This window comes from Dorea amylophila (assembly GCF_025567265.1).
Classification (GTDB): Bacteria; Bacillota; Clostridia; order Lachnospirales; family Lachnospiraceae; genus Dorea_A; species Dorea_A amylophila.
Map to the genome: position 1 here is coordinate 59,662 of NZ_JAOQJW010000004.1, position 19,835 is coordinate 79,496.

The 19,835-nt window shown below is 42.1% G+C and carries 21 protein-coding genes and 8 tRNA genes; 6 read left to right on the plus strand and 23 right to left on the minus strand.

Features of this window, described 5'->3' with window-relative positions:
• Nucleotide 1: 1 nt before the first annotated feature.
• From fabD to OCV72_RS03100, 7 genes are all read right to left on the minus strand, one after another.
• On the minus strand, nt 2–949 hold the full coding sequence (gene fabD, locus OCV72_RS03070; RefSeq protein WP_055281848.1) for an ACP S-malonyltransferase: 948 nt from the start codon (nt 947–949) through the stop codon (nt 2–4).
• Complete coding sequence (gene fabK, locus OCV72_RS03075) at nt 942–1,880, minus strand: enoyl-[acyl-carrier-protein] reductase FabK (RefSeq protein ID WP_028088545.1); 939 nt, start codon at nt 1,878–1,880, stop codon at nt 942–944. Before fabK ends, fabD begins: the two co-directional genes overlap by 8 nt.
• Before the next feature lie 58 nt (nt 1,881–1,938).
• Nucleotides 1,939–2,166, minus strand: a complete 228-nt coding sequence (locus OCV72_RS03080) for an acyl carrier protein (protein WP_006428212.1) — start codon at nt 2,164–2,166, stop codon at nt 1,939–1,941.
• A gap of 38 nt (nt 2,167–2,204) precedes the next feature.
• Nucleotides 2,205–3,182 (minus strand): beta-ketoacyl-ACP synthase III, encoded by a 978-nt coding sequence (locus OCV72_RS03085; RefSeq protein ID WP_055281851.1) that lies wholly within the window; start codon nt 3,180–3,182, stop codon nt 2,205–2,207.
• A gap of 164 nt (nt 3,183–3,346) precedes the next feature.
• On the minus strand, nt 3,347–3,697 hold the full coding sequence (locus OCV72_RS03090) for an arsenate reductase family protein (RefSeq protein ID WP_055281853.1): 351 nt from the start codon (nt 3,695–3,697) through the stop codon (nt 3,347–3,349).
• A gap of 46 nt (nt 3,698–3,743) precedes the next feature.
• Entirely contained in the window at nt 3,744–4,433 is a 690-nt protein-coding gene (locus OCV72_RS03095) for a hypothetical protein (protein WP_055281855.1), read from the minus strand.
• A 322-nt stretch (nt 4,434–4,755) separates the two neighbouring features.
• A complete protein-coding gene (locus OCV72_RS03100) occupies nt 4,756–5,535 on the minus strand; it encodes a DUF3169 family protein (RefSeq protein WP_055281857.1) in 780 nt (259 codons plus the stop codon).
• A gap of 314 nt (nt 5,536–5,849) precedes the next feature.
• Between OCV72_RS03100 and OCV72_RS03105 the strand changes: the two genes are divergently transcribed.
• Complete coding sequence (locus tag OCV72_RS03105; RefSeq protein ID WP_055055893.1) at nt 5,850–7,097, plus strand: IS110 family RNA-guided transposase; 1,248 nt, start codon at nt 5,850–5,852, stop codon at nt 7,095–7,097.
• Nucleotides 7,098–7,160: 63 nt separating this feature from the next.
• Here OCV72_RS03105 and OCV72_RS03110 read toward each other — a convergent pair whose 3' ends face one another.
• From OCV72_RS03110 to OCV72_RS03120, 3 genes are all read right to left on the minus strand, one after another.
• Nucleotides 7,161–7,403, minus strand: coding sequence for a helix-turn-helix transcriptional regulator (locus tag OCV72_RS03110; RefSeq protein WP_055281859.1), 243 nt, complete (start codon nt 7,401–7,403; stop codon nt 7,161–7,163).
• 408 nt (nt 7,404–7,811) lie between these two features.
• Nucleotides 7,812–8,402: a zf-HC2 domain-containing protein gene (locus tag OCV72_RS03115; protein ID WP_055281861.1), complete on the minus strand. Its 591-nt coding sequence runs from the start codon at nt 8,400–8,402 to the stop codon at nt 7,812–7,814.
• Nucleotides 8,389–8,886, minus strand: a complete 498-nt coding sequence (locus tag OCV72_RS03120; RefSeq protein WP_055193515.1) for an RNA polymerase sigma factor — start codon at nt 8,884–8,886, stop codon at nt 8,389–8,391. The genes OCV72_RS03115 and OCV72_RS03120 overlap by 14 nt, the downstream gene beginning before the upstream one ends.
• Nucleotides 8,887–9,075: 189 nt before the next feature.
• Between OCV72_RS03120 and OCV72_RS03125 the strand changes: the two genes are divergently transcribed.
• Together OCV72_RS03125 and OCV72_RS03130 are read left to right on the plus strand one after the other, a co-directional pair.
• Nucleotides 9,076–9,516, plus strand: coding sequence for a MarR family winged helix-turn-helix transcriptional regulator (locus OCV72_RS03125; protein ID WP_055281863.1), 441 nt, complete (start codon nt 9,076–9,078; stop codon nt 9,514–9,516).
• 13 nt (nt 9,517–9,529) lie between these two features.
• Entirely contained in the window at nt 9,530–10,594 is a 1,065-nt protein-coding gene (locus OCV72_RS03130) for an FUSC family protein (RefSeq protein ID WP_055281865.1), read from the plus strand.
• A gap of 19 nt (nt 10,595–10,613) precedes the next feature.
• Here OCV72_RS03130 and sdaAA read toward each other — a convergent pair whose 3' ends face one another.
• Both sdaAA and sdaAB read right to left on the minus strand, forming a co-directional pair.
• Nucleotides 10,614–11,483, minus strand: coding sequence for an L-serine ammonia-lyase, iron-sulfur-dependent, subunit alpha (gene sdaAA, locus OCV72_RS03135; RefSeq protein ID WP_055281867.1), 870 nt, complete (start codon nt 11,481–11,483; stop codon nt 10,614–10,616).
• Nucleotides 11,484–11,503: 20 nt separating this feature from the next.
• Nucleotides 11,504–12,175, minus strand: a complete 672-nt coding sequence (sdaAB, locus tag OCV72_RS03140; protein WP_028088076.1) for an L-serine ammonia-lyase, iron-sulfur-dependent subunit beta — start codon at nt 12,173–12,175, stop codon at nt 11,504–11,506.
• Between the two features lie 237 nt (nt 12,176–12,412).
• On the opposite strand from sdaAB, the gene OCV72_RS03145 reads away from it, so the two are divergent.
• Both OCV72_RS03145 and OCV72_RS03150 read left to right on the plus strand, forming a co-directional pair.
• On the plus strand, nt 12,413–13,531 hold the full coding sequence (locus OCV72_RS03145) for a DUF4317 domain-containing protein (protein ID WP_055281870.1): 1,119 nt from the start codon (nt 12,413–12,415) through the stop codon (nt 13,529–13,531).
• 87 nt (nt 13,532–13,618) lie between these two features.
• Nucleotides 13,619–13,701: transfer RNA gene (locus OCV72_RS03150), tRNA-Leu, on the plus strand.
• Nucleotides 13,702–13,758: 57 nt separating this feature from the next.
• On the opposite strand, the gene OCV72_RS03155 is transcribed toward OCV72_RS03150, so the two are convergent.
• Nucleotides 13,759–14,565 carry a putative ABC transporter permease gene (locus OCV72_RS03155; protein WP_055282012.1) on the minus strand — a complete coding sequence of 269 codons (807 nt, stop codon included), beginning with the start codon at nt 14,563–14,565 and terminating at the stop codon, nt 13,759–13,761.
• A gap of 197 nt (nt 14,566–14,762) precedes the next feature.
• On the opposite strand from OCV72_RS03155, the gene OCV72_RS03160 reads away from it, so the two are divergent.
• Complete coding sequence (locus tag OCV72_RS03160; RefSeq protein WP_055281872.1) at nt 14,763–15,692, plus strand: hypothetical protein; 930 nt, start codon at nt 14,763–14,765, stop codon at nt 15,690–15,692.
• A gap of 50 nt (nt 15,693–15,742) precedes the next feature.
• Here OCV72_RS03160 and OCV72_RS03165 read toward each other — a convergent pair whose 3' ends face one another.
• The 10 genes from OCV72_RS03165 to rdgB form a co-directional block, all read right to left on the minus strand.
• Nucleotides 15,743–17,692 carry a bifunctional metallophosphatase/5'-nucleotidase gene (locus OCV72_RS03165; protein ID WP_055281874.1) on the minus strand — a complete coding sequence of 650 codons (1,950 nt, stop codon included), beginning with the start codon at nt 17,690–17,692 and terminating at the stop codon, nt 15,743–15,745.
• A gap of 124 nt (nt 17,693–17,816) precedes the next feature.
• Nucleotides 17,817–17,897 (minus strand) — tRNA-Leu (locus OCV72_RS03170).
• 52 nt (nt 17,898–17,949) lie between these two features.
• Nucleotides 17,950–18,022: transfer RNA gene (locus tag OCV72_RS03175), tRNA-Lys, on the minus strand.
• A gap of 8 nt (nt 18,023–18,030) precedes the next feature.
• Nucleotides 18,031–18,102, minus strand: a tRNA-Gln gene (locus OCV72_RS03180).
• A 15-nt stretch (nt 18,103–18,117) separates the two neighbouring features.
• Nucleotides 18,118–18,191, minus strand: a tRNA-His gene (locus tag OCV72_RS03185).
• A gap of 65 nt (nt 18,192–18,256) precedes the next feature.
• Nucleotides 18,257–18,330: transfer RNA gene (locus OCV72_RS03190), tRNA-Arg, on the minus strand.
• 38 nt (nt 18,331–18,368) lie between these two features.
• Nucleotides 18,369–18,439, minus strand: a tRNA-Gly gene (locus OCV72_RS03195).
• Nucleotides 18,440–18,447: 8 nt separating this feature from the next.
• A tRNA-Pro gene (locus tag OCV72_RS03200) sits at nt 18,448–18,522 on the minus strand.
• Nucleotides 18,523–18,680: 158 nt separating this feature from the next.
• The gene (locus OCV72_RS03205) at nt 18,681–19,166 is read right to left on the minus strand and encodes a metallophosphoesterase family protein (protein ID WP_028086436.1); all 486 of its coding nucleotides are present in this window, start codon (nt 19,164–19,166) and stop codon (nt 18,681–18,683) included.
• A 56-nt stretch (nt 19,167–19,222) separates the two neighbouring features.
• On the minus strand, nt 19,223–19,834 hold the full coding sequence (rdgB, locus tag OCV72_RS03210) for an RdgB/HAM1 family non-canonical purine NTP pyrophosphatase (protein WP_055281876.1): 612 nt from the start codon (nt 19,832–19,834) through the stop codon (nt 19,223–19,225).
• Nucleotide 19,835: the final 1 nt, after the last annotated feature.

Genomic DNA, 19,835 nt, shown 5'->3' on the forward strand with positions numbered 1-19,835 from the left:
TTTACGATTCCTCCATCCTGTTTCCACCATCTGCGAGTTCCTCACAGACTTTATCCACATCCTCCCACTGGGAAATGTGGAATACTTTCACATTTCGATTGATTTTTCTTAAGAATCCTTCCAGTGTCCTGCCCGGTCCGATTTCGACGAATGTATCCACACCATCTGCGATCATGCGCTCCATGCTCTGCATCCAGCGCACCGGTGAACTGATCTGTGTCGTAAGAAGCCCCGGAGTTTCTCTGATATCCGTTACTTCTTCTGCCGATACGTTTGTCACATACGGAATCTTCAATTCATGAAATCTGGTATTCTCCAGCTCTTCTGCCAGCTTCTCTCCCGCCGGAACCAGCATCTTCGAATGGAACGGTCCGCTGACATTTAACATAATTGTCCGTCTTGCACCTGCTTCTTTTAATTTTCCGGCTGCTTCTTCCACAGCCTTCGTCTTGCCGGTGATAACAATCTGTCCCGGACAATTATAATTTGCAACTGATACATCTGCGATCGGTTCGATCACTTCTTCGATTTTCTCTGCATCCATGGAGATGACCGCACACATAGCACCTTCTCCTGCCGGCACCGTATTCTGCATCAGAATTCCTCTTTTTCTCACCAGACGGATCGCATCCATATCATTCATCCCGCCGGCAATTGCGATCGCCGGATATTCACCGAGACTTAATCCTGCCGTAACATCTGCTTTCAACCCTTTATTCTCTGCAACTCTTGTCATCGCAAGACAAGTGGTAACCATCGCTGCTTGCGTATATTCCGTCAGATCCAGTTTGTCATTTTCTTCAAAGCAGAGTGCTTTCATATCCAGACCAAGCTCCTCACCTGCCTGATCGAATATGTATCTTGCGATCTCACTGTTCTCATAAAAGTCGGCTCCCATGCCGGCTTTCTGAGCTCCCTGTCCGGGATAAATAAATGCAGTCTTACTCATAGAATCCTTTTCCTCCGATCAATGCATCTGTCTCATTCACCAGTTTCTGAACCAGCTCTTTACATGACATTCTTTCTTTTACCATACCTGCAATCTGTCCTGCCATTACACTTCCGTTCTTCACATCGCCTTCTACAACTGCTTTTCTAAGTCCGCCAAGTGTAAGCTTTTCTAATTCTTCAAATCCGGCTCCGGCGTTCTCCAGTTCCAGATATTTTCTCGTCATATCATTGCGAAGGGCTCTGACCGGATGTCCTGTGGTTCTTCCTGTTACTTTGGAATCAATATCCTTCGCTTTGATGATTCTTTCTTTGTAATTCTCATGTACCTGGGATTCATCTGTAACGACAAAATGTGTTCCCATCTGAACACCTTTTGCTCCCAGCATAAATGCGGCAGCGATTCCTCTTCCGTCTGCAATTCCTCCGGCAGCAATAACCGGAATATTGACTGCATCCACGATTTGCGGAACAAGCACCATCGTTGTACTCTCGCCGATATGTCCGCCGGCTTCACATCCTTCTGCTACCAGGGCGTCTGCCCCGCAGCGTTCCATTCTCTTCGCCAGGGCTACAGAAGCAACAACAGGAATAACCTTTACTCCGGCTTCTTTCCACATCTTCATGTATTTCTCCGGATTACCTGCACCGGTGGTCACAACTTTTACACCTTCTTCAACGATTACCTTTGCGACCTCATCTGCATAAGGACTCATCAGCATGATGTTGACACCGAACGGTTTGTCTGTCAGTTCTTTTGCCTTGCGTACCTGATCTCTTACCCAGTCTGCCGGAGCACTTGCTGCACCGATGAGTCCCAGTCCGCCGGCTTCAGATACACCTGCTGCCAGATGATATTCTGCTACCCAGGCCATACCGCCCTGGATGATCGGGTATTCAATTCCTAATAATCTGGTTACTTCTGTCTGCATAATCTCTATACTCCCTGTCTTTTTATAATCTCATTTTTATGTTACTGTCCTGTATTTCTTACTCTTTGTGAGCATTTACATACTCTACAACATCACCTACTGTTACGATCTTTTCCAGATCTTCGGATGGAATCTCGATTCCGTATTCATCTTCCAGTGCCATTGTCAGTTCAAAAAGATCCAGGGAATCTGCTCCGAGGTCATCTTTGAATGATGCATTTTCTGTGATCTTGCTTTCCTCTACTCCTAAGTTGTCTGCTACCATTTTTTTGATCTGTTCTAACATGTTTTTGTTCTCCTTCTCATATTTGTTTTTACTGTTTTTTACCATTCCAGAATACTTGCGCCCCAGGTAAGTCCTGCGCCAAATCCCGCGAGGATAATCTTCTGACCTTTTTGCAGCTTTCCGGCTCTGTTCAGTTCATCAAGAAGAATCGGAATGCTTGCGGAAGATGTATTTCCGTATTCTTCCAGATTCATCGGAAATTTTTCCAACGGCTCGCCCAGCCGCTTTGCGATTGCTTCTACGATCCTTTTGTTCGCCTGATGTAAGATATAAAAGCTGATTTCTTCCTGAGCCACATTATTTTTTTCCAGTACTTCTTTTACTGCCTGCGGCACGCTCTTTACTGCAAACATAAATACTTCTCTTCCATCCATCTGCATCAGATATTCTTTTTCATCCGGCTTCGGCAGATCTTCCGGCGATAACTCGCTTCTGTCATATCTGCTCCGGCAGCACAGTGCTTCTCCTTTGGAACCATCGGAGTGTGTCACTGGAAGATAATATCTCATATCTTCACTTTTCAGTACCGCTGCTCCGGCACCATCCCCGAACAGGATACATGTTCCGCGGTCCTTCCAGTTCGTCAGGTTCGACAAACTTTCACTGCCAATGATCAGAGCAGTCTGATACACACCCGCATTCAGATACGCCACCGCTGTATTATAAGCAACTACGAATCCGGTACATGCCGCACTCAGATCAAAACAGGTTGCACGCTTTGCTCCGAGTTCTCTTTGCACTTCACAGGCTGTACATGGAAGTATTACATTTGAAGAAATCGTAGAAACGATGATCAGATCCACATCGTCTGCAGTAATACCTGCATTTTCAAGTGCCTGTCGTCCAGCTTGGACGGCCATGGATACCGTCGTCTCTTCTCTGATGATATGACGTCTCACGACTCCGGTTCTCTCCCGGATCCACTCATCACTGGTATCAACCAGTTTTGCAATGTCATTGTTATCCATTACAAATGATGGTACGCAAGATCCTGTCCCACATATTCTTCCAGTCATTCTAAATACCTCTGATTTATTTTGATTCTAAATTATTTTGACTGTCAAAGTATATATCAAGAAATTTTGTTTGTCAAGTATTTTGAATATCAAAATATATTTTTATTTTTCCGGACGTCTGGTGTTTACCTGGAATTCATATAATTATGATAATATATTTTAACTTATAGCAGTTTCTCTTCCCATTCTTTTTCTTTGAAGCCGGTCAGAACGAAATTATCTCCGATTACTAATGGGCGTTTTACGAGCATTCCGTCGGTTGCCAGGAGTTTTAACTGGTCGTCTTCGGTCATTTCTTTTAATTTGTCTTTCAGGTTCATCTGTTTGTATATCATACCACTGGTATTGAAGAACTTTTTGAGTGGAAGTCCGCTCATTGTGTACCATTCTTTTAATTCTTCGTAAGTTGGATTTTCTTCTTTAATTGCTCGTTCTTCAAATTCTACGTTGTGTGCTTCCAGCCACTTTAATGCTTTCATGCAGGTGCTGCATTTTCTGTATGCAAATACTTTCATCATAGATTCTCCTTTTCCATTTTTGCTTATTTTTCATAATATATTATTAGTGTTTCATATCATTCTTCCAACGTTTTATTTCTTCTACACTATGCCCTACTGCTTCTGCAATCATGTCTTCCCTTGCTCCTAATTCAAGCAACTTCATTGCTGTTTCATATTTTCCTTTTTCTTTTCCACGCTCTTCTCCTATTAACTCTCCCGCTTTGTAAATCTTATCCATCTCTTTACACATAATCTCCACTCCTTCCTGTGTCTCTTTCAATACTCTTACCCACTCTGCCAATACTTTGCTATACATGTCTTCTGCCTTTGTACAATGAAAATCATGCATCAATCTGCCCAGATCTGTATTTTCTTTCATCCGGGCGTTAATATATATAATTTCGCTTTTATCATTATAATCTCTGCCGGTTTCTCTTACAGTCCGTTTGATATGTAAGATGGGTGCAACTTCATTTTCTACTTCCATTTCTTTTCTGCCATTCACAGCCACACAGTCAAGTACAGCCGATCTTCCCTGTAAATTCTTGTAATCTTTCTGAACAACGACTTCTGTTAATTCCAGATCATCATTTTCAGTAATAACTCTTAATACATATTCCGCACATTCCAGAATATTTAACACGTTCCGCATGAACATATCACTCATCATTGTCAGCTCTGCGACTAACTTCTCATAATATCGGAACCGTTCATTAACAAAACCTGTCTTTAACAAATTCGTATTATTCATAGGCTTCTCCTCTCAGTATAAACTTATCTTTACAGTATTTCAATGCGATAATAATTATATTATCAAGTATATTTGTAAATGATTTTAATCTTCCGTTTCCATCCTTCATAATGGAATCCCACATTTCGAATATCTGATAATTCAACATTTATTTGCTTATTCTTTCGTTATATATTTTGAAAAATTTTGATATATTTATCGATGTATTTCATGATTGGAACGAAATGTTCCTTAACTCAACGAATTATAATATAGAATGATATGTTATAATCATGAATGCACCAGTTTTATCTGATGCATTCACCTAATATGACTTTTTATTTTATCCAATCCTTTTTGCTTTAGAAACCATGCTGGATCTGATATACGTCATTCCTGTGACCAGATAAATGACAGCTACAACAAGAACCGCCAATATACCAGTATTCAAGAACATATTTGCTATTAATGTAAGCAACAATAATATCGGTATTACTTTGTTCAATACAATATACGTCTTATATGCACTTTTGTATATAATTTCTTTTTCTGCTTCATCACAGCTTTCCACCCACTGTTCCGTAAATTTGCTTGAAGTTGGATCACCTTTTTTCTCCGGATGTGCCGCCTGTATCGCTTTTACATAACGTACAGAAAGATAAATATCGTAGAAATAGCACAGTATAAATATAATGCAGGCGAATAAAAAATATCTGGATTTTCCTGATTCTATATACTTCAAAGAATATCCAAAGGATAAAATTATGATGCAGGCCACCTGTGACACCAAATTAACCCCACTGGTCCACGCTCCCCATTTTTCTTCTTCGTAATCCAGTTCATAGAATCTGTCCTCATCTGCATCCTTCATTTCTTTGTATACATTCTTTAACCGGTATAAACTGTATTCACCCACAACTACCGTAACAACCGCGATTATAATCAGAGCTGGAAATATATATTGCTGAATCGTTCCGTTAATCGTTCTGATTCCTGCATCTATTCCTTTTTTCATCAGTTCATAGATGACTACCGACACGCCTCCGGCGATTCCCCCGATTATCACTGCCGCGAGCATCTTCCACGTTGCGGTAAAATAACTACTTTTCTTTTCTTTCATCATTATATCCATTCCTTTCGCTTCGCTCAGGCACAAAACGCAATGAAAATGTTTCCCTGAGCTTATTTTTTCTTTATAATTCTTCTTGTAGGGAACTCGGTATACTACAAATCACGAGGAGGTGAGTGGGCTGTCCGGCTTGCCGGATGACCGTATCATTATATGTGTAGACTGTCTTTTCAGGCACAAATAAGTGTGACACCAAGCACGAAATCTTATCTCTGTTTAAACAACTTCGTTTATGGCTTAGACAGTCAGTCAATTCCGTCTCTCCCTATAATCTTTAGCGAACCGCTCTGGTTCTGAAAGGAGTCCCTATGGCTTTAAAAATCGTGTACAAAATCTGTTGTGGCATTGATGTCCACAAGACTTTTGTAGTCGCCTGCATTGCTTCTACTGACAAGCACGGCGTTACCTCTTACGAGCGCCACCGTTTTTCTACCTACACGAAAGGTTTGAAAAATTTGTTACAATGGCTACTCGAACATAATTGCAAGGATGTCTGTATGGAATCTACTGGTAAATACTGGATTCCTGTTTATAACATTCTCGAAAAAGATTGTTCGATTGTCCTTGCTCATCCAAAGTATGTTAAGGCTATCCGTGGAAAGAAAACTGACAAGAAAGATGCCAAATGGATTGCTGACCTGTTTAAGCATGACCTTGTTGCCGGTAGCTTTATGCCTCCTGCTGACATCCGCCAGCTTCGTGACCTTATGCGCTACCGTTTCAAACTGACCTGCTTCAAATCAAGCGAAAAGAATCGTTTGCAGAACTGTCTCACGGTTTCCAATATCCAGTTGGGAAACGTTGTTTCGGACACCTTCGGCAAATCTGCTCAGGCAATACTGGATAAGATTTTAGAAAACCCTGAAGATACTTCCTTTGACCTTGAACCCCTTGTTTTCAAAAGTTTGAAAAAGAAACTTCCCGAACTGCGTGATGCCATTGACGGCTATATCACACCGGAACAAGCAGGAAAACTCAAGATAATCAAGGCTCATTATGAAAGCCTTGAATCCCGGAAAGCAGAGCTTGAAGAACTCATTCTTGCGCTCGCCGCTCCCTATCAGCAGGAACTCGCCATTCTTCAAACCGCTCCTGGTATCAGCAGTGACTTCACTGCCATCGGAATTATTTCCGAAATCGGTACCAATATGGAGGCTTTTCCTTCGGCGAAACACTTATGCTCATGGGCTGGTCTTGCTCCGACCAACAATGAAAGCGCAGGGAAGAAAAAATCTGTCCGGGTTTCCAAAGCCGGATGCTATATCAAGCCGCTTTTAGTACAGTGCGCAAACGCTGTTGTTAAAAGCTCAAAGCATCCTGAAATGCGTAACCGTTATCTCCGTCTCAAAAAGCGTCGCGGTCACAAGAAAGCAATCATTGCCATAGCAAGAATGCTTCTTACCGCATTATACCACATGTTGAAGAACGGCGAAAACTATAATGCAGAACTTTACAGGAAATCAGACCTGCCTCCAGTTGACCGTGAAATTACGGTAGAACAGGCAATCCTTATCGCAAGAAATCAGGGTTATAAAATCAAGTCAGCAACCGCATAACCTTAACTTCTCAATATTCAATTTTTAAAGCAGCCACCGAAAGATGGCTTATTTGTCGTGTGCTTAAGGGAATGGATACCCTCTACTTCTCATTTTCAATCTTATCTCCTCTTCATATATAAAAATATCTTCTACACTGACTTCACAAATCTTCGCAATCTTTAATGCGAGTGTTACTGACGGCGAATAGTCTCCTCTCTCTATCTGGCTGATCGTCTGTCTGGATACGCCTGCGAGCTTTCCCATCTCGGTCTGATTGACGCCAAGTCTTGATCTGTATTCCTTCAATCGGTTTAGTAAAGGCAAATGCTCATCTCCTTTATCAATCATATTTTGACAATTTTTCTTGTCATTTAGATTCTAACAGATGACAACTATAGTTGTCAAGTTTCTATTTAATGCATTATGGCGGCTATCACCGATCGGAATAAACTTACAAGATCCTATCCTGTGCTGACTCCAACATGGGGAAATTCTAAAGCAAAAAAGTTGACCTAAAAACGAGCTCACAAAAAATCCAAACTCGACATTCGTCTCAGACAGTGGATTTTTTGTGAGCAAACGGTCAACTTTTTTACTTAAGAATTACCAACCATGAGTCCGTATGCACAGGATAGGACCTTGTAAGTTTATTCCTGCGGTTTCGCATGCCATAATAATTAAATGGAGAACTAACCTTTTATTACGGTTCGGGGATTTGGCTTACTTAGTGCATTAAATAGAAAATACTCCTCCAAACTGTGAAAATCCTAATATACAAGCCGCACATACCAGCATAAATACAATGATTACTTTTACGCCTATAGATATCTTCGCATAACTTTCACAGATCGGGATCTGTTTATACTCCCACTCCGTCCGCATTTTTCTTCTCTTCCATTTCTGAACCAGTGTGATGCAGTCACATATGAAGAATGTGATAATAAATCCAAAGCTGAATACCATGGCTGCTATATAATATCCCGCATCGGCACCTTCGATATCTATCTGCCGTTTGCACAATACTACAGCCGTTACGATCAATAAGAAATTTAGTAATGTATCCACAATAATCATCTTATCTACGATACTTTTTCTGCCGATTTCCTTCATACGCTCCGCTCCTTCCTGTAACAACCGCTTTTCATCCAGGTCTTCTTCTTTTTTCTGTTTCACCGCTTCCAGTTCCGTCTCTAATTCTTTCATATATTTCCTGCATTCACTACATTCTGCTAAATGCTCTTCCACCAGTTTTCTGCTATCTTCGCTGCATACCTTATCCAGATATAACGGTATCAGATCTCTGATAATCTCACATTTCATCATTGCCTGCGCCTCCCATCTTTTCTACGATCATTTTCTTGGCTCTGTAATAGGTCACTCTCGCCCAGCTTTCACTTTTTGAAAATAACTGTCCGATATCTCTGTATGATACCTCTCCCATCACCCGCAGCATGAATACTTCTTTGTACGGTTCCTGTAAGTCATGTAGAATTTTTCGGATGATCTGTCCATTTTCCTGATTGATTATGCCATTTAATAAATCCTCCCCTTGATCTGCATGATTTTCATCTAATTTATTTGCATATCTTTTCTGCTTTTTTGTCCACGCATAATATTCATGCTTCGCAATCTGACATAACCACACCGATAATTTACATTCACCTCTGAAATTTTCCAATTTTTCAAATGCAATGGCAAATGTCTGCTGGGTAAGTTCTTCTGCTATTTCCCTGTCTCCGGATAATCTCAGCAGAAAACAATATACCTCTTTTAAATATTTCTGATATACTTCCTCAAAAGATTCCATGAACTCACCTCTCTTCTCTCATTTATATCTTCTTTTACTATTAAGAGTCATTTTTTCTCAATTCGTTACAAACTTTTTTATTTTTATAGACCAAAGGTACTTCCATAAATCCCCTTGACATTTCCTTCTATATCTATTATAGTACTTATCGCAATTGTTTACAAAGTAAACTATTATAAAGGAGCAACTATGAAAGACAAAAACTGGACTGATATCGTATCAAAACAGGGCGACCTCCGGCATTTCGCAAGCATGGCGATCCGGAAATCCGGAAAATCAGAGCACACTTCTGCTCAGGAGATTGATTTTCTGTTCCGGATCGCGCTTTCGGAAGAACCACTGACCCCAAGACAGATTACCAGCGCTATGGGCATCAGTAAGACTATCGTAAGCCGCCTGACCGACCATCTGGAATCCAAAGGGTTTATCTGTAAAGAGGCCTCTGCGTCCGACCGCCGCAGTTACTGCATCCGCATTACCGGTGCCGGAAAAGATGAGATTGACCGTACGTACTATTACTATCTGGATCCACTCTATACATTACAGAAAAATATGAAGAAAGAGAAATTCGAGACTTTATTCCAACTAATCCGTGAAGCGAACGAGATTCTTTCTTCACAAAAAAAATAAAGGAGATTTTATTATGACATTTTACCAGGAACTACAACTAAGCTCGACCGGCTCTAAACAGCTGATTAAAAACACAACCGATAAAAAAGAAAAACGCCGTCACATACTCATTTACAACTTTAAAGTATATCTTGTAATGATATTCTGTGTCGCCGTTGTATCTTTATATAGTAAATTCATCGGAAATGACAACAGTGTTGTCGGAGTTACCGTGCTTCTGGCCGTGCTGGTTCTCAGGCAGGCCGATTTCGGAATCCGTACCACGCACGGGCTTGCCTCTATCGCAGGCATCTACGCAATCCTTATGGCAGGTCCCCGTCTTGCCAACATGGTATCACCGGTTCCTGCCTTCTTTATTAATGCAGCCTGTATCATGCTGCTGATGATCCTCGGATGCCACAATGTGATCATGTACAATCACTCTACTTTTGTCCTTGGCTATCTATTATTATTTGGATATGATGTAAGCGGACATGCCTACATTTTAAGACTGGAAGGACTCCTTGTCGGAATGATCCTCTGCATGATCATTTTCTATAAGAATCAGAAGAACCGTCCTTACCGGCGTAAATTTTCTCATCTGTTCCAGGAATTCAACATTCATTCCGCACGCAGCAGATGGTATATCAAGCTGACATTCATCGTATCATCGGCGATGCTCATCATGTCCCGGCTCGGACTTCCAAGAGCTATGTGGGCAGGTATCGCATGTATGTCCGTGTGTCTTCCGTTTACAAATGACTGTGTCGCACGTTCCGGAAAGCGTTGGATGTTCAACATCGTAGGAGGTCTGTTATTCGTTGTTCTGTATACGGTTCTTCCTGAGTCTATGTATGCCTATATCGGAATCATCGGCGGAATCGGTGTCGGATATTCGGCAGGATATTCCTGGCAGACAGTGTTCAATACATTTGGAGCGCTTTCCATTGCGTCCGGTCTGTTTGGAATGCCATATGCAGTAGCACTCCGAATTGGTGCCAACCTGTTTGGTTCTGTTTATACGGTCCTGTGCAACAAATTATTCGATAAAGCACACGCTTATTTTCATAGCACCGATTTAAAAACAACGCTCTCTTAAAAAGGGGATGTAGCTTGCGCTACATCCCTAATTTTTCTACTACTTCCTGTGCTGCAGGTGTTCCTGCAACACCACCGACACCGGTTTCTCTCAATGATACGTCCATCTTGTCTCCGACTTCTTTCATCGCATCTATCACCTGGTCAACAGGTACCTTACTTGTAATCCCTGCCAGTGCCATGTCCGCTGCCGCCAGCGCATTCACTGCACCGCCTACATTACGTTTCACACACGGTACCTCTACCAGACCTCCTACCGGATCACATACAAGTCCCATCAGGTTCTTCAATGCCATCGCACAGGCATGTCCGATCTGATCCGTATCTCCGCCTTTGATATAGCAGATTGCCCCGGCTGCCATTCCCGAACCGGAACCGATCTCTGCCTGACATCCTCCCGATGCTCCCGCAAGATATGCCCGGTTGGCAATGATCTGACCAAGTCCGGCTGCCACATACATGGCTTCTATCATCTTTTCTTCCGGAACATTGTATTCTTTATAATAAGTAACAAGTACTGCCGGAAGTACACCGCAGGCTCCTGCTGTGGGTGCCGCAACAATTCGTTTCATACAGGCATTATTACACCCCATCTTCAGTGCATTAGACATCACCTTTGAGACAAAATCCCCACACAACGGTTCTTCATTCTCACGGTAATTGTCCATAAGCCCGCCTTCTGTTCCGACCAGACCACTTCTTGATACCTTGTCCGGTTCATAGGCATCCAGCGCATCCAGCATGGACTGCCACATATACTTCATCTTTTCCCAGGAATCTTCTATCTTCACATCCCTCTCCTGTGCATCCTCTAACTGGATTGCTTTCCAGAATGGAATGTTCTCTTTTTCCCCTCTCAGTTTCGCCTCTTCCATTGACTGATATGACATATCTTCTTTTCCTCCATTATCTATACCGATCCGTTCGGATCAAGAAATTTCACACGGATAATTCCCGGCTTGCTCTCCAGTTCATCGATCGCACTCTGCGGAATCACCTGATCTGTCTCTACAACCATAACAGCCGTTCCGCCACGCTTGTCACGGAATACCTGCATGGTCGCCACATTGATCTCAGCTTTACTGAGTGCAGCGGCCACCTCCATGATCCGTCCCGGCTCATCCACATTCCGGATGATCAGTGTACAGCTCTCTCCACTGAAATTTACATCAATCCCATCCAATTTACAGACACAGATGCGTCCGCCTCCGATGGAATGTGCCTGGATCTTCATCTGCGGCACACCTTCTGCTTCCATAATAATCTGAGCAGTATTCGGATGTGCACCCTTAATGTTCTTGTTCTTCATTACAAAATCCATCCCCATGTCTTTTGCAACTTCGTAACTGTCCGGTATGCGCATATCATCCGGCATCATCCCCAATAAACCGGCAATCAATGCCCTGTCCGTTCCATGTCCCTTTCCTGTTGCGGCAAACGAGCCATGCAAGATAACCTCCGCCTTCTCCGGCTGACGGCCGAATAACTGTCTTGCCACCATACCGATCCTGACTGCCCCTGCTGTATGCGAGCTGGATGGACCTACCATTACCGGTCCTAAAATGTCGAATATATTTCCCATATTCTTTTTCCCTTTCTTTTTTACTATAACTATCCCCTTCCCCATCTTTTTCAAGTATCGGATAGTTACGTATTTTGGTATATTCTATTTACTATTATACGTTCCCATCTCATCTTTTACAATGGTCAAAGATTGTTTTTTCCTCTCTGATATGCTAACATTTTATAACGCAGGACCGGATATCTGATATAGAAGCTTTAAGGTATCCTCCCAGCCTATGATAAGGAAGTGTATAGCATGAATAAAAAAGAAGTTCTAGAGATCCGCAGACAGTTTTCTCCTGAAAACTGTGCCATCACACGCATCTGCGGATGTTATGTGGATCACGAAAAAGAGAAAAAAATGGAAATGAAAAAAGCCTTCTTATCTTTACCCGAAGAAGAGGCTTTCAAATATTTTGACATCTTCAAACACACCCTTTCCGGAACAATTGGAAAGAACCTCATCAATATGGAATTCCCGCTCGACCAGGAATTGAATGGCGGCACACAGGAATTTCTTATGAGATTAAAGGACAGTAAACTTCAGGATGACCTTCTTCTGGAGGAATTCTATGATAAGGTCGTGGAAAGTTATGAATACGGCGAAAACTACTACATCATCCTGATCCATGCCGTATACGATGTTCCCGGTAAGACCAAAGATGGTCTGGAGATGGAGGACGCCTCCGATACCGTATATGAGCACATCCTCTGCAGCATCTGTCCGGTCAATCTTACGAAAGCCGGACTTACTTACAATGCACAGACAAATAACATTGAAGACCGTATCCGCGACTGGTTCGTAGAAGCTCCGGTCAAAGGATTTTTATTCCCTGCATTCCAGGATCGTGCAACGGACTTACATAATGTCCTTTATTACACAAAGAAACCAGAAGAATTACAGCCATATTTCGTAGAACACGTCCTTGGAAGCACTACTCCACTGACTGCCGGTGATCAGAAGACAACCTTCCAGGCAATCGTAAGTGATACCCTGGGCGAAGACAGTGACTACGAAGTGGTCCGTAACATCCATGATAATTTAAATGAAATGATCGAACAGTCCAAGGAAGAACCGGAACCGCTGGAATTATCCAAAACTGATGTCAGAAAGCTCCTGACACGCAGCGGAGTTGCCGAAGAGAAGCTGGAATCATTCGATGATGAATTCGATGAGACAGTCGGCATACACGGAACCCTGCTCGCATCCAACATCGCCAGTGCTAAGACTTTCCAGATTGAGACACCGGATGTGGTAGTTAAGGTTAATCCGGAACGAGCCGATCTGGTAGAGACGCGTGATATCGATGGACGCCGCTGTCTGGTAATTGCAATCGATGATCATCTGGAAGTAAACGGAATCGAAATCCATTAGATTTGAAGAAAAAATTAAAAAAATTTCAATTTTTCACAAAAAATGTTTGCATTTTCCGTCAGACTATGATAAGATACTTTTTGTCAAGCGGAAATGGCGGAATGGCAGACGCGCTAGATTCAGGTTCTAGTGGGAGCAATCCTGTGAGGGTTCAAGTCCCTTTTTCCGCATGAAAAAACCTTGAAGATTTGTTCTTCAAGGTTTTTTATTTTTTCTGAATTATGATTTTATTTACTTCTTTTTATGCGCTCCCGCAGTTCCTCAAATATCTCCTTATGCTGCCCGACCTGCATCTTCGGGAATGCCTTCACGAGACGCTCACCAACTTTTGTACGGTTCTCTGCCATCTCTTCGTATTTCTCTTTTAATTCCTCTATACGAGCTTTCTTCTCCTCCCTGAATTCCATACCTTCCATTACATTCTCATAGATATTCTCGCCGACCTTATCAGACAGTTCCTTCAGCTCGGCTGCAATCTTCTCCATTGCTTCCAGTCTGCGGTTCATCTTAAGGATACCGGAAGCTGTTACATACAGATCCGCAAGAAGTCCGACCGCCAGACACGCCATAACTACAATTCCCAGAACGAGCGGAATCATCGTCAGCACTTTGTAAATCAGCGGATGGATAATCTTCACGATCAGGACGCAGAACACTCCCCAGATCAGCGAAAACAACACACATACATATCCACCAATATTCAATGGCTGTTCCGAATAATCCCACCATTTATTATGAAAGATCTTCTCCAGCAAAAATCCGGTAATCCCTTCGATCACAGTCACAAGTATGGTAGAACTGATATACAGCAACACCAGGTTATTCTCAACCGGCGTCAGAAACTGTACTACAACACCAACCCCTATTCCATATACCGGACAGATCGGTCCATTCAAAAATCCACGGTTTACAAACTTGCCCTGTTTTGCTGCTGCATATGCGACCTCCGTGCACCATCCCAGGAATCCATATACAAAAAATGATAATGCGAAATAATATAACTCTGTCAAATATCCTCTCTCCTTCTTTGTCATTATATTAATAAATTTTATTATACGTGATTCCACTTTATTTCTCAACAAACTTCTTTTTCAGATCTGTTAAGCTTTTATTTCATATAATACAAATCTAAATTTTTTCTTACAACTTCGTGAATATTCTGTGACCACTCTTGAGAGTTTTTTTCAAACATTATAAAATAGAAGATGGGTATAAATAGGAGGGATTAACAATGAGTTTAAATAACAAGAAAAAAACACCAACTGCTTCTGATGTTTTTGACGATGATTTCGAAGTGATCTACGAAGGTGATCTTCCAGACATCTCTATCGATGATGACGATGATGATGATTACCGTGATGTATTATCCGGATTATCCGATATTGATCATACCGATTATATCAGAAAAAATGATTATGACAGATTAACAAAAAAATTAAAGGATAAAAACAGGAAAACTTCCAGAAAAAGCAGGAATCAAAAAGGAAAAGATAATTTCTTTGATACCAGCTATTATGATGAGGATTTCCTTGATGAGTTAGATGATGAGCTTTATGATGATGACATTGCCATGGATGATGATTATGATGATTCCCGCAATGGTCGTAAAAAAGAGAAAAACCGCCGAAAAAAACGTGGGGTTAAAATTCCAAATGTCGCAAAACCGGTTGCAAAAACCGCAAAAACGGGAGGAAAAATCTTATTCAAATTTATCAATTTTCTGTTAAGAATGGGAACGCTGCTATTGATCGCATGGATCATTTATCTTTTGGGACTGCATTTCCTGACAAATATAGGTCCTTTTGGTAACATTATTTCCCGTCTGACAGCTGCAGATCAGGAACTGATCGCCTATCTTGCGGTTGCCGGAGTATTATTGCTTTATGAGATTATTATCTTTTTCTGTGTTCTCGGCGGAAGCAGGAAGCAGGGCCGTGATGGAAATACCATCGATAACGGCCGGGGGCTTACATCCTTTATCATTATCGCAACCGGCTCTTATCTGTCTGCTGTGTTTGCAAGTCTCATTCCGCAGATTCCTGCCGCACTCCAGGGAATCCAGAGTGCATTGACTGTTTACGGAAGTTTAAAGAATACATTACTTCCAATCTGTGCCGCAGGAGTTGTAAGCTGTATAATCCGGAAATTTATTATAAAATAGTCAAAAAAACACCGAGGCAGAATTGAATGCCCGGTGTTTTTTCATTTCTTTTATTTTTTCTTTTTAACACGGATTTTTCTGATCAACTTTCGTATCAGCCAGATAATCACTATAATCAGAAAAAGAAGTCCCGCACAGATTCCCACGATCATTCCGGCAAATTTATTCGGATGTTTTAACAGATCTGCAATATTCCTGCTGTCTTCCACTACTTTCCGCCCGTGTGTCGTACTATAGTAATCAGAAACATTTGCTATTCCGTCTCCGTCTGTGTCTTCAAACGACTGCATATATCTTGCAATTGCCACCCATGCCTTTAATTCTGTCTTACCGTCTGTAATTGCCTCATCTTCCAGATTCTTTAGCAGCTTACCATTCTTATCCTTCGGTTCAATCTTTAATAATCCATATGATACATCCGTGACAGAGCCCAACATCTGTCCTGTATACAGATCTGTCACAACCTTGTATAATTTATCATCCTGTATCTCTTCTCTCTTCCCGTCTTTGGTCAGATAGCAGTCTGTTACTTTATTCAGAATCATGCGGTGCGGATTATAAGTAAAGTTCATTCCACTGCAATATAATCTTGCAGTCGTCATATAATCAGAAACAGACGCATCTACTTCTGCTACCAGCTTTAATTCTTTTCCGGTTAAATATGCAGTGATCAGTGGATAACCGGCAAGACCGTCTTTACCGATCCCCAGCGAGAAAGAATTATAAACCTTTTCTACCGTAATATCACCTTTTGTGTATGTGTCACGCACCGTTCCACTTGGCACAACCGCCACATCTACCGGCCTGCCATCATATCCTTCGGAATTTTCCACCGCATACACATAGGCGTCAGATATAATGTCTCCCAGATTCAGTTCTTCATGCTTTGTTTCCATTTCCCCAAGGCTGTTGAACTTAATATCATTTTCTGCAAGCACCTGATCTTTTGTATAACCGAAATTTACCAGATAATTGGTATCAACAGTATCCATAAATTTATCAATCTGCTTTTGGGCTGCCTGATCAGATTTTACATTCTTTGTTACTGGAATCAATTTATAAGTATTCATTTTCCAGCGTTTATCTTTCTTCTGGGTCATGGAAATGCTTCCAAGATTTCTACCGTATTCCCCACAGGATACGATATAAGTATTCCCATGTCTGATTGGCTGGTCTAATTGCGTATGTGTATGCCCGCTGATGATCAGATCAATATCCGGTACTTCTTTCGCCAGAGTCTCGTCTTCTGATACTTTCTCATCTTCCCATGTCCCACTGTGTGAAACGCATGCGATCATATCGACATCTTCTTTTTTCTTAATCTCTTCTACTGTATTTTTTGCTGATTCCACAGGATCCTTAAACTCAAGTTCACAGGTAGGTGCACATTCTAATGCATCTTTCCCGAATACCCCAAGAACCGCTATCTTTACACCGCCTTTTTGAATAACCACATAATCCTTTACTCCATATGTCTCAAATGCGGATTCTATCTGTTTCTGCCCTTTGCTTAATCCCTCTTTTTCCATGGCATCCCAGTCTACATTACACACTACAAGTTTCGGAACTGTCTCCCCTGAATTCTTTGCAGTCTTCAGCATATCTGCAAGTCCGCCGGAACGGTAATCAAATTCATGATTGCCAAATGTCGTAACATCACAGCCCAGATATCCAAGCATCCTAAGTTCTGCCGCTTCTGTTGTGTACACTGTCTGGATCAGGGTTCCCATGGAAAAATCTCCTCCGTCCAGGATAAGTGTATCCGGATTTTCTTTCTTCTTTTCATCGATCAATGTTTTGATCCTTGCAAAGCCTCCGACCTCTTTTTGTTTCCCATTTACGATCGTAGAATAGCTGTTCAGATGCGAATGTGTGTCATGCGTAAATAATACATCCAGATGTTTTCCCCCATCTGCAGCCTCGGTCTGCACTCCCGGCAGCAGCGGCATGCATAACATCACGATCAAAATCAGCACAATAACTCTTTTTACTCTTCTCATATATTTTTTCCTTTCTTTTTTATATAAAGAGAACTACCGGCAGCAGATTCTCCTGTATACCTTCGTATACAAAAAATCCCGAAGAACTGCATCATATCATACTGTTCTCGGGATTATCTTTTCATGCGGATGACAGGACTTGAACCTGCACGTCGTGGACACTAGATCCTAAGTCTAGCGCGTCTGCCAATTCCGCCACATCCGCTTAATAAAAACGCAAATCCTTCTTATTTTGAAAGATCTGCGTTTTTAAATACTGAGCGTGCGGGGATTCGAACCCCGGACAACTTGATTAAAAGTCAAGTGCTCTACCACCTGAGCTACACGCCCATAATAAACTGGGCTAGTTGGATTCGAACCAACGAATGCAGGAGTCAAAGTCCTGTGCCTTACCGCTTGGCGATAGCCCAATAATAAAGAAAAAGGGTGGGTAATGGGACTCGAACCCATGATATCCAGAACCACAATCTGGCGCGCTAACCAACTGCACCATACCCACCATATTACTTATCGAACTGTCTTTTGTCCAACTAAGTATCACCGTATTAAATTTTGTGGTTTAAACGAGCCTGGGGGGATTCGAACCCTCGACCTACGGCTTAGAAGGCCGTTGCTCTATCCAGCTGAGCTACAGACTCATATCTCTAACCACACCCAAAACAAATTGTTTCAGGAAAGCGGGTGATGGGAATCGAACCCACGTATCCAGCTTGGAAGGCTGGTGTTCTACCATTGAACTACACCCGCATGACGTATCGGGGTGACAGGATTCGAACCTGCGACCTCCTGGTCCCAAACCAGGCGCTCTAGCCAAGCTGAGCCACACCCCGATGGTGTTGTTTTGTATCACTTTTTGTTACCGCTCCGTGACACAAGACATATTATATATGAGTGCCAACTAAATGTCAACAACTTTTTTCATTTTTTTTATTTTTTCTTCAAGTAGTCCGGAAACCCTTGAAATACAAGGATTTTCCGGACTCTCCCTTTACGGATTCAGATATTCCTGTGTAATCTCCATTTTTCCGTTGTCGTCAATCTGCATGAGCATATAACTCGGCTTTCTCCCCTGTTGTCTTGGATAACAGAGGCTTCCCGGGTTCAACGTAATCAGATCTTTTTCTTTTTCATAAAACGGCCGGTGTGTATGCCCATACATTGCAATGTCGGCACCACGCCCTCTTGCCTCCTGTTTCAGTCGTTCTTCTCCCATAGATACATAATATCCATGTCCGTGTGTAATAAATATATGATAGCCCCCGATCATGAACTCTTCCTCTCCCGGAAGACCGGAAAAAAAGTCATTATTTCCACGCACCATATGTACCGGACAGTCCGCAACTGCCGGAATATAATCCTCATCGCCTTCTACGTCGCCGAGATGTATCAACATATCCAGCGGCTGTTCTTTTTCTATCACACGGTCAAAATTTCTGTGTGCCCCATGCGTATCACTTATGATCAGTATCTTCATATTCTCTTATCCTAACTATTCTTCTGTCTGCTTCTTTTGTCTGTTTCTTTTGAATTCTATCTCTGTTCCAGGATTTTACGGATTTTTTTCAATCCTTCCCCTCTGTGACTCAGTTCGTTCTTCTTTTCCGGCGATAGTTCCGCACTGGTACATCCGCATTCCGGAAGAAAGAAGATCGGATCATAGCCGAATCCATTCTCTCCTGCAATCTTATGTCCAATAATTCCTTCCATCGTTCCTCTGACTACTTCACAGCAACCATCCGGCATAGCTGCTGCAATCGCACAGACGAATCTTGCTGTACGCTTTTCATCCGGCACACCGTCCAGACGGTCCAGAAGGGCCTGATTCTTAATATCATACGAAGTATCTTCTCCCATATATCTCGCAGAATAGATTCCCGGTTCTTTATTCAGATAATCAATCTCCAGGCCGGAATCATCTGCCAGAACGACTGCATGTGCATACTCCGGCATCTCATGTGCGATCTTTGCAATCTCTGTTGCTTTGATCATCGCATTTTCTTCAAATGTCATTCCATCCTCTATCACGTCTGCTTTGATTCCTGCTTCTTTCTGAGAAAGAATCTCCACTCCCAGATCACTTAAGATCGCACGAATCTCTGTCATCTTATGTTCATTGCCAGTTGCAAATATAATTTTATCCATC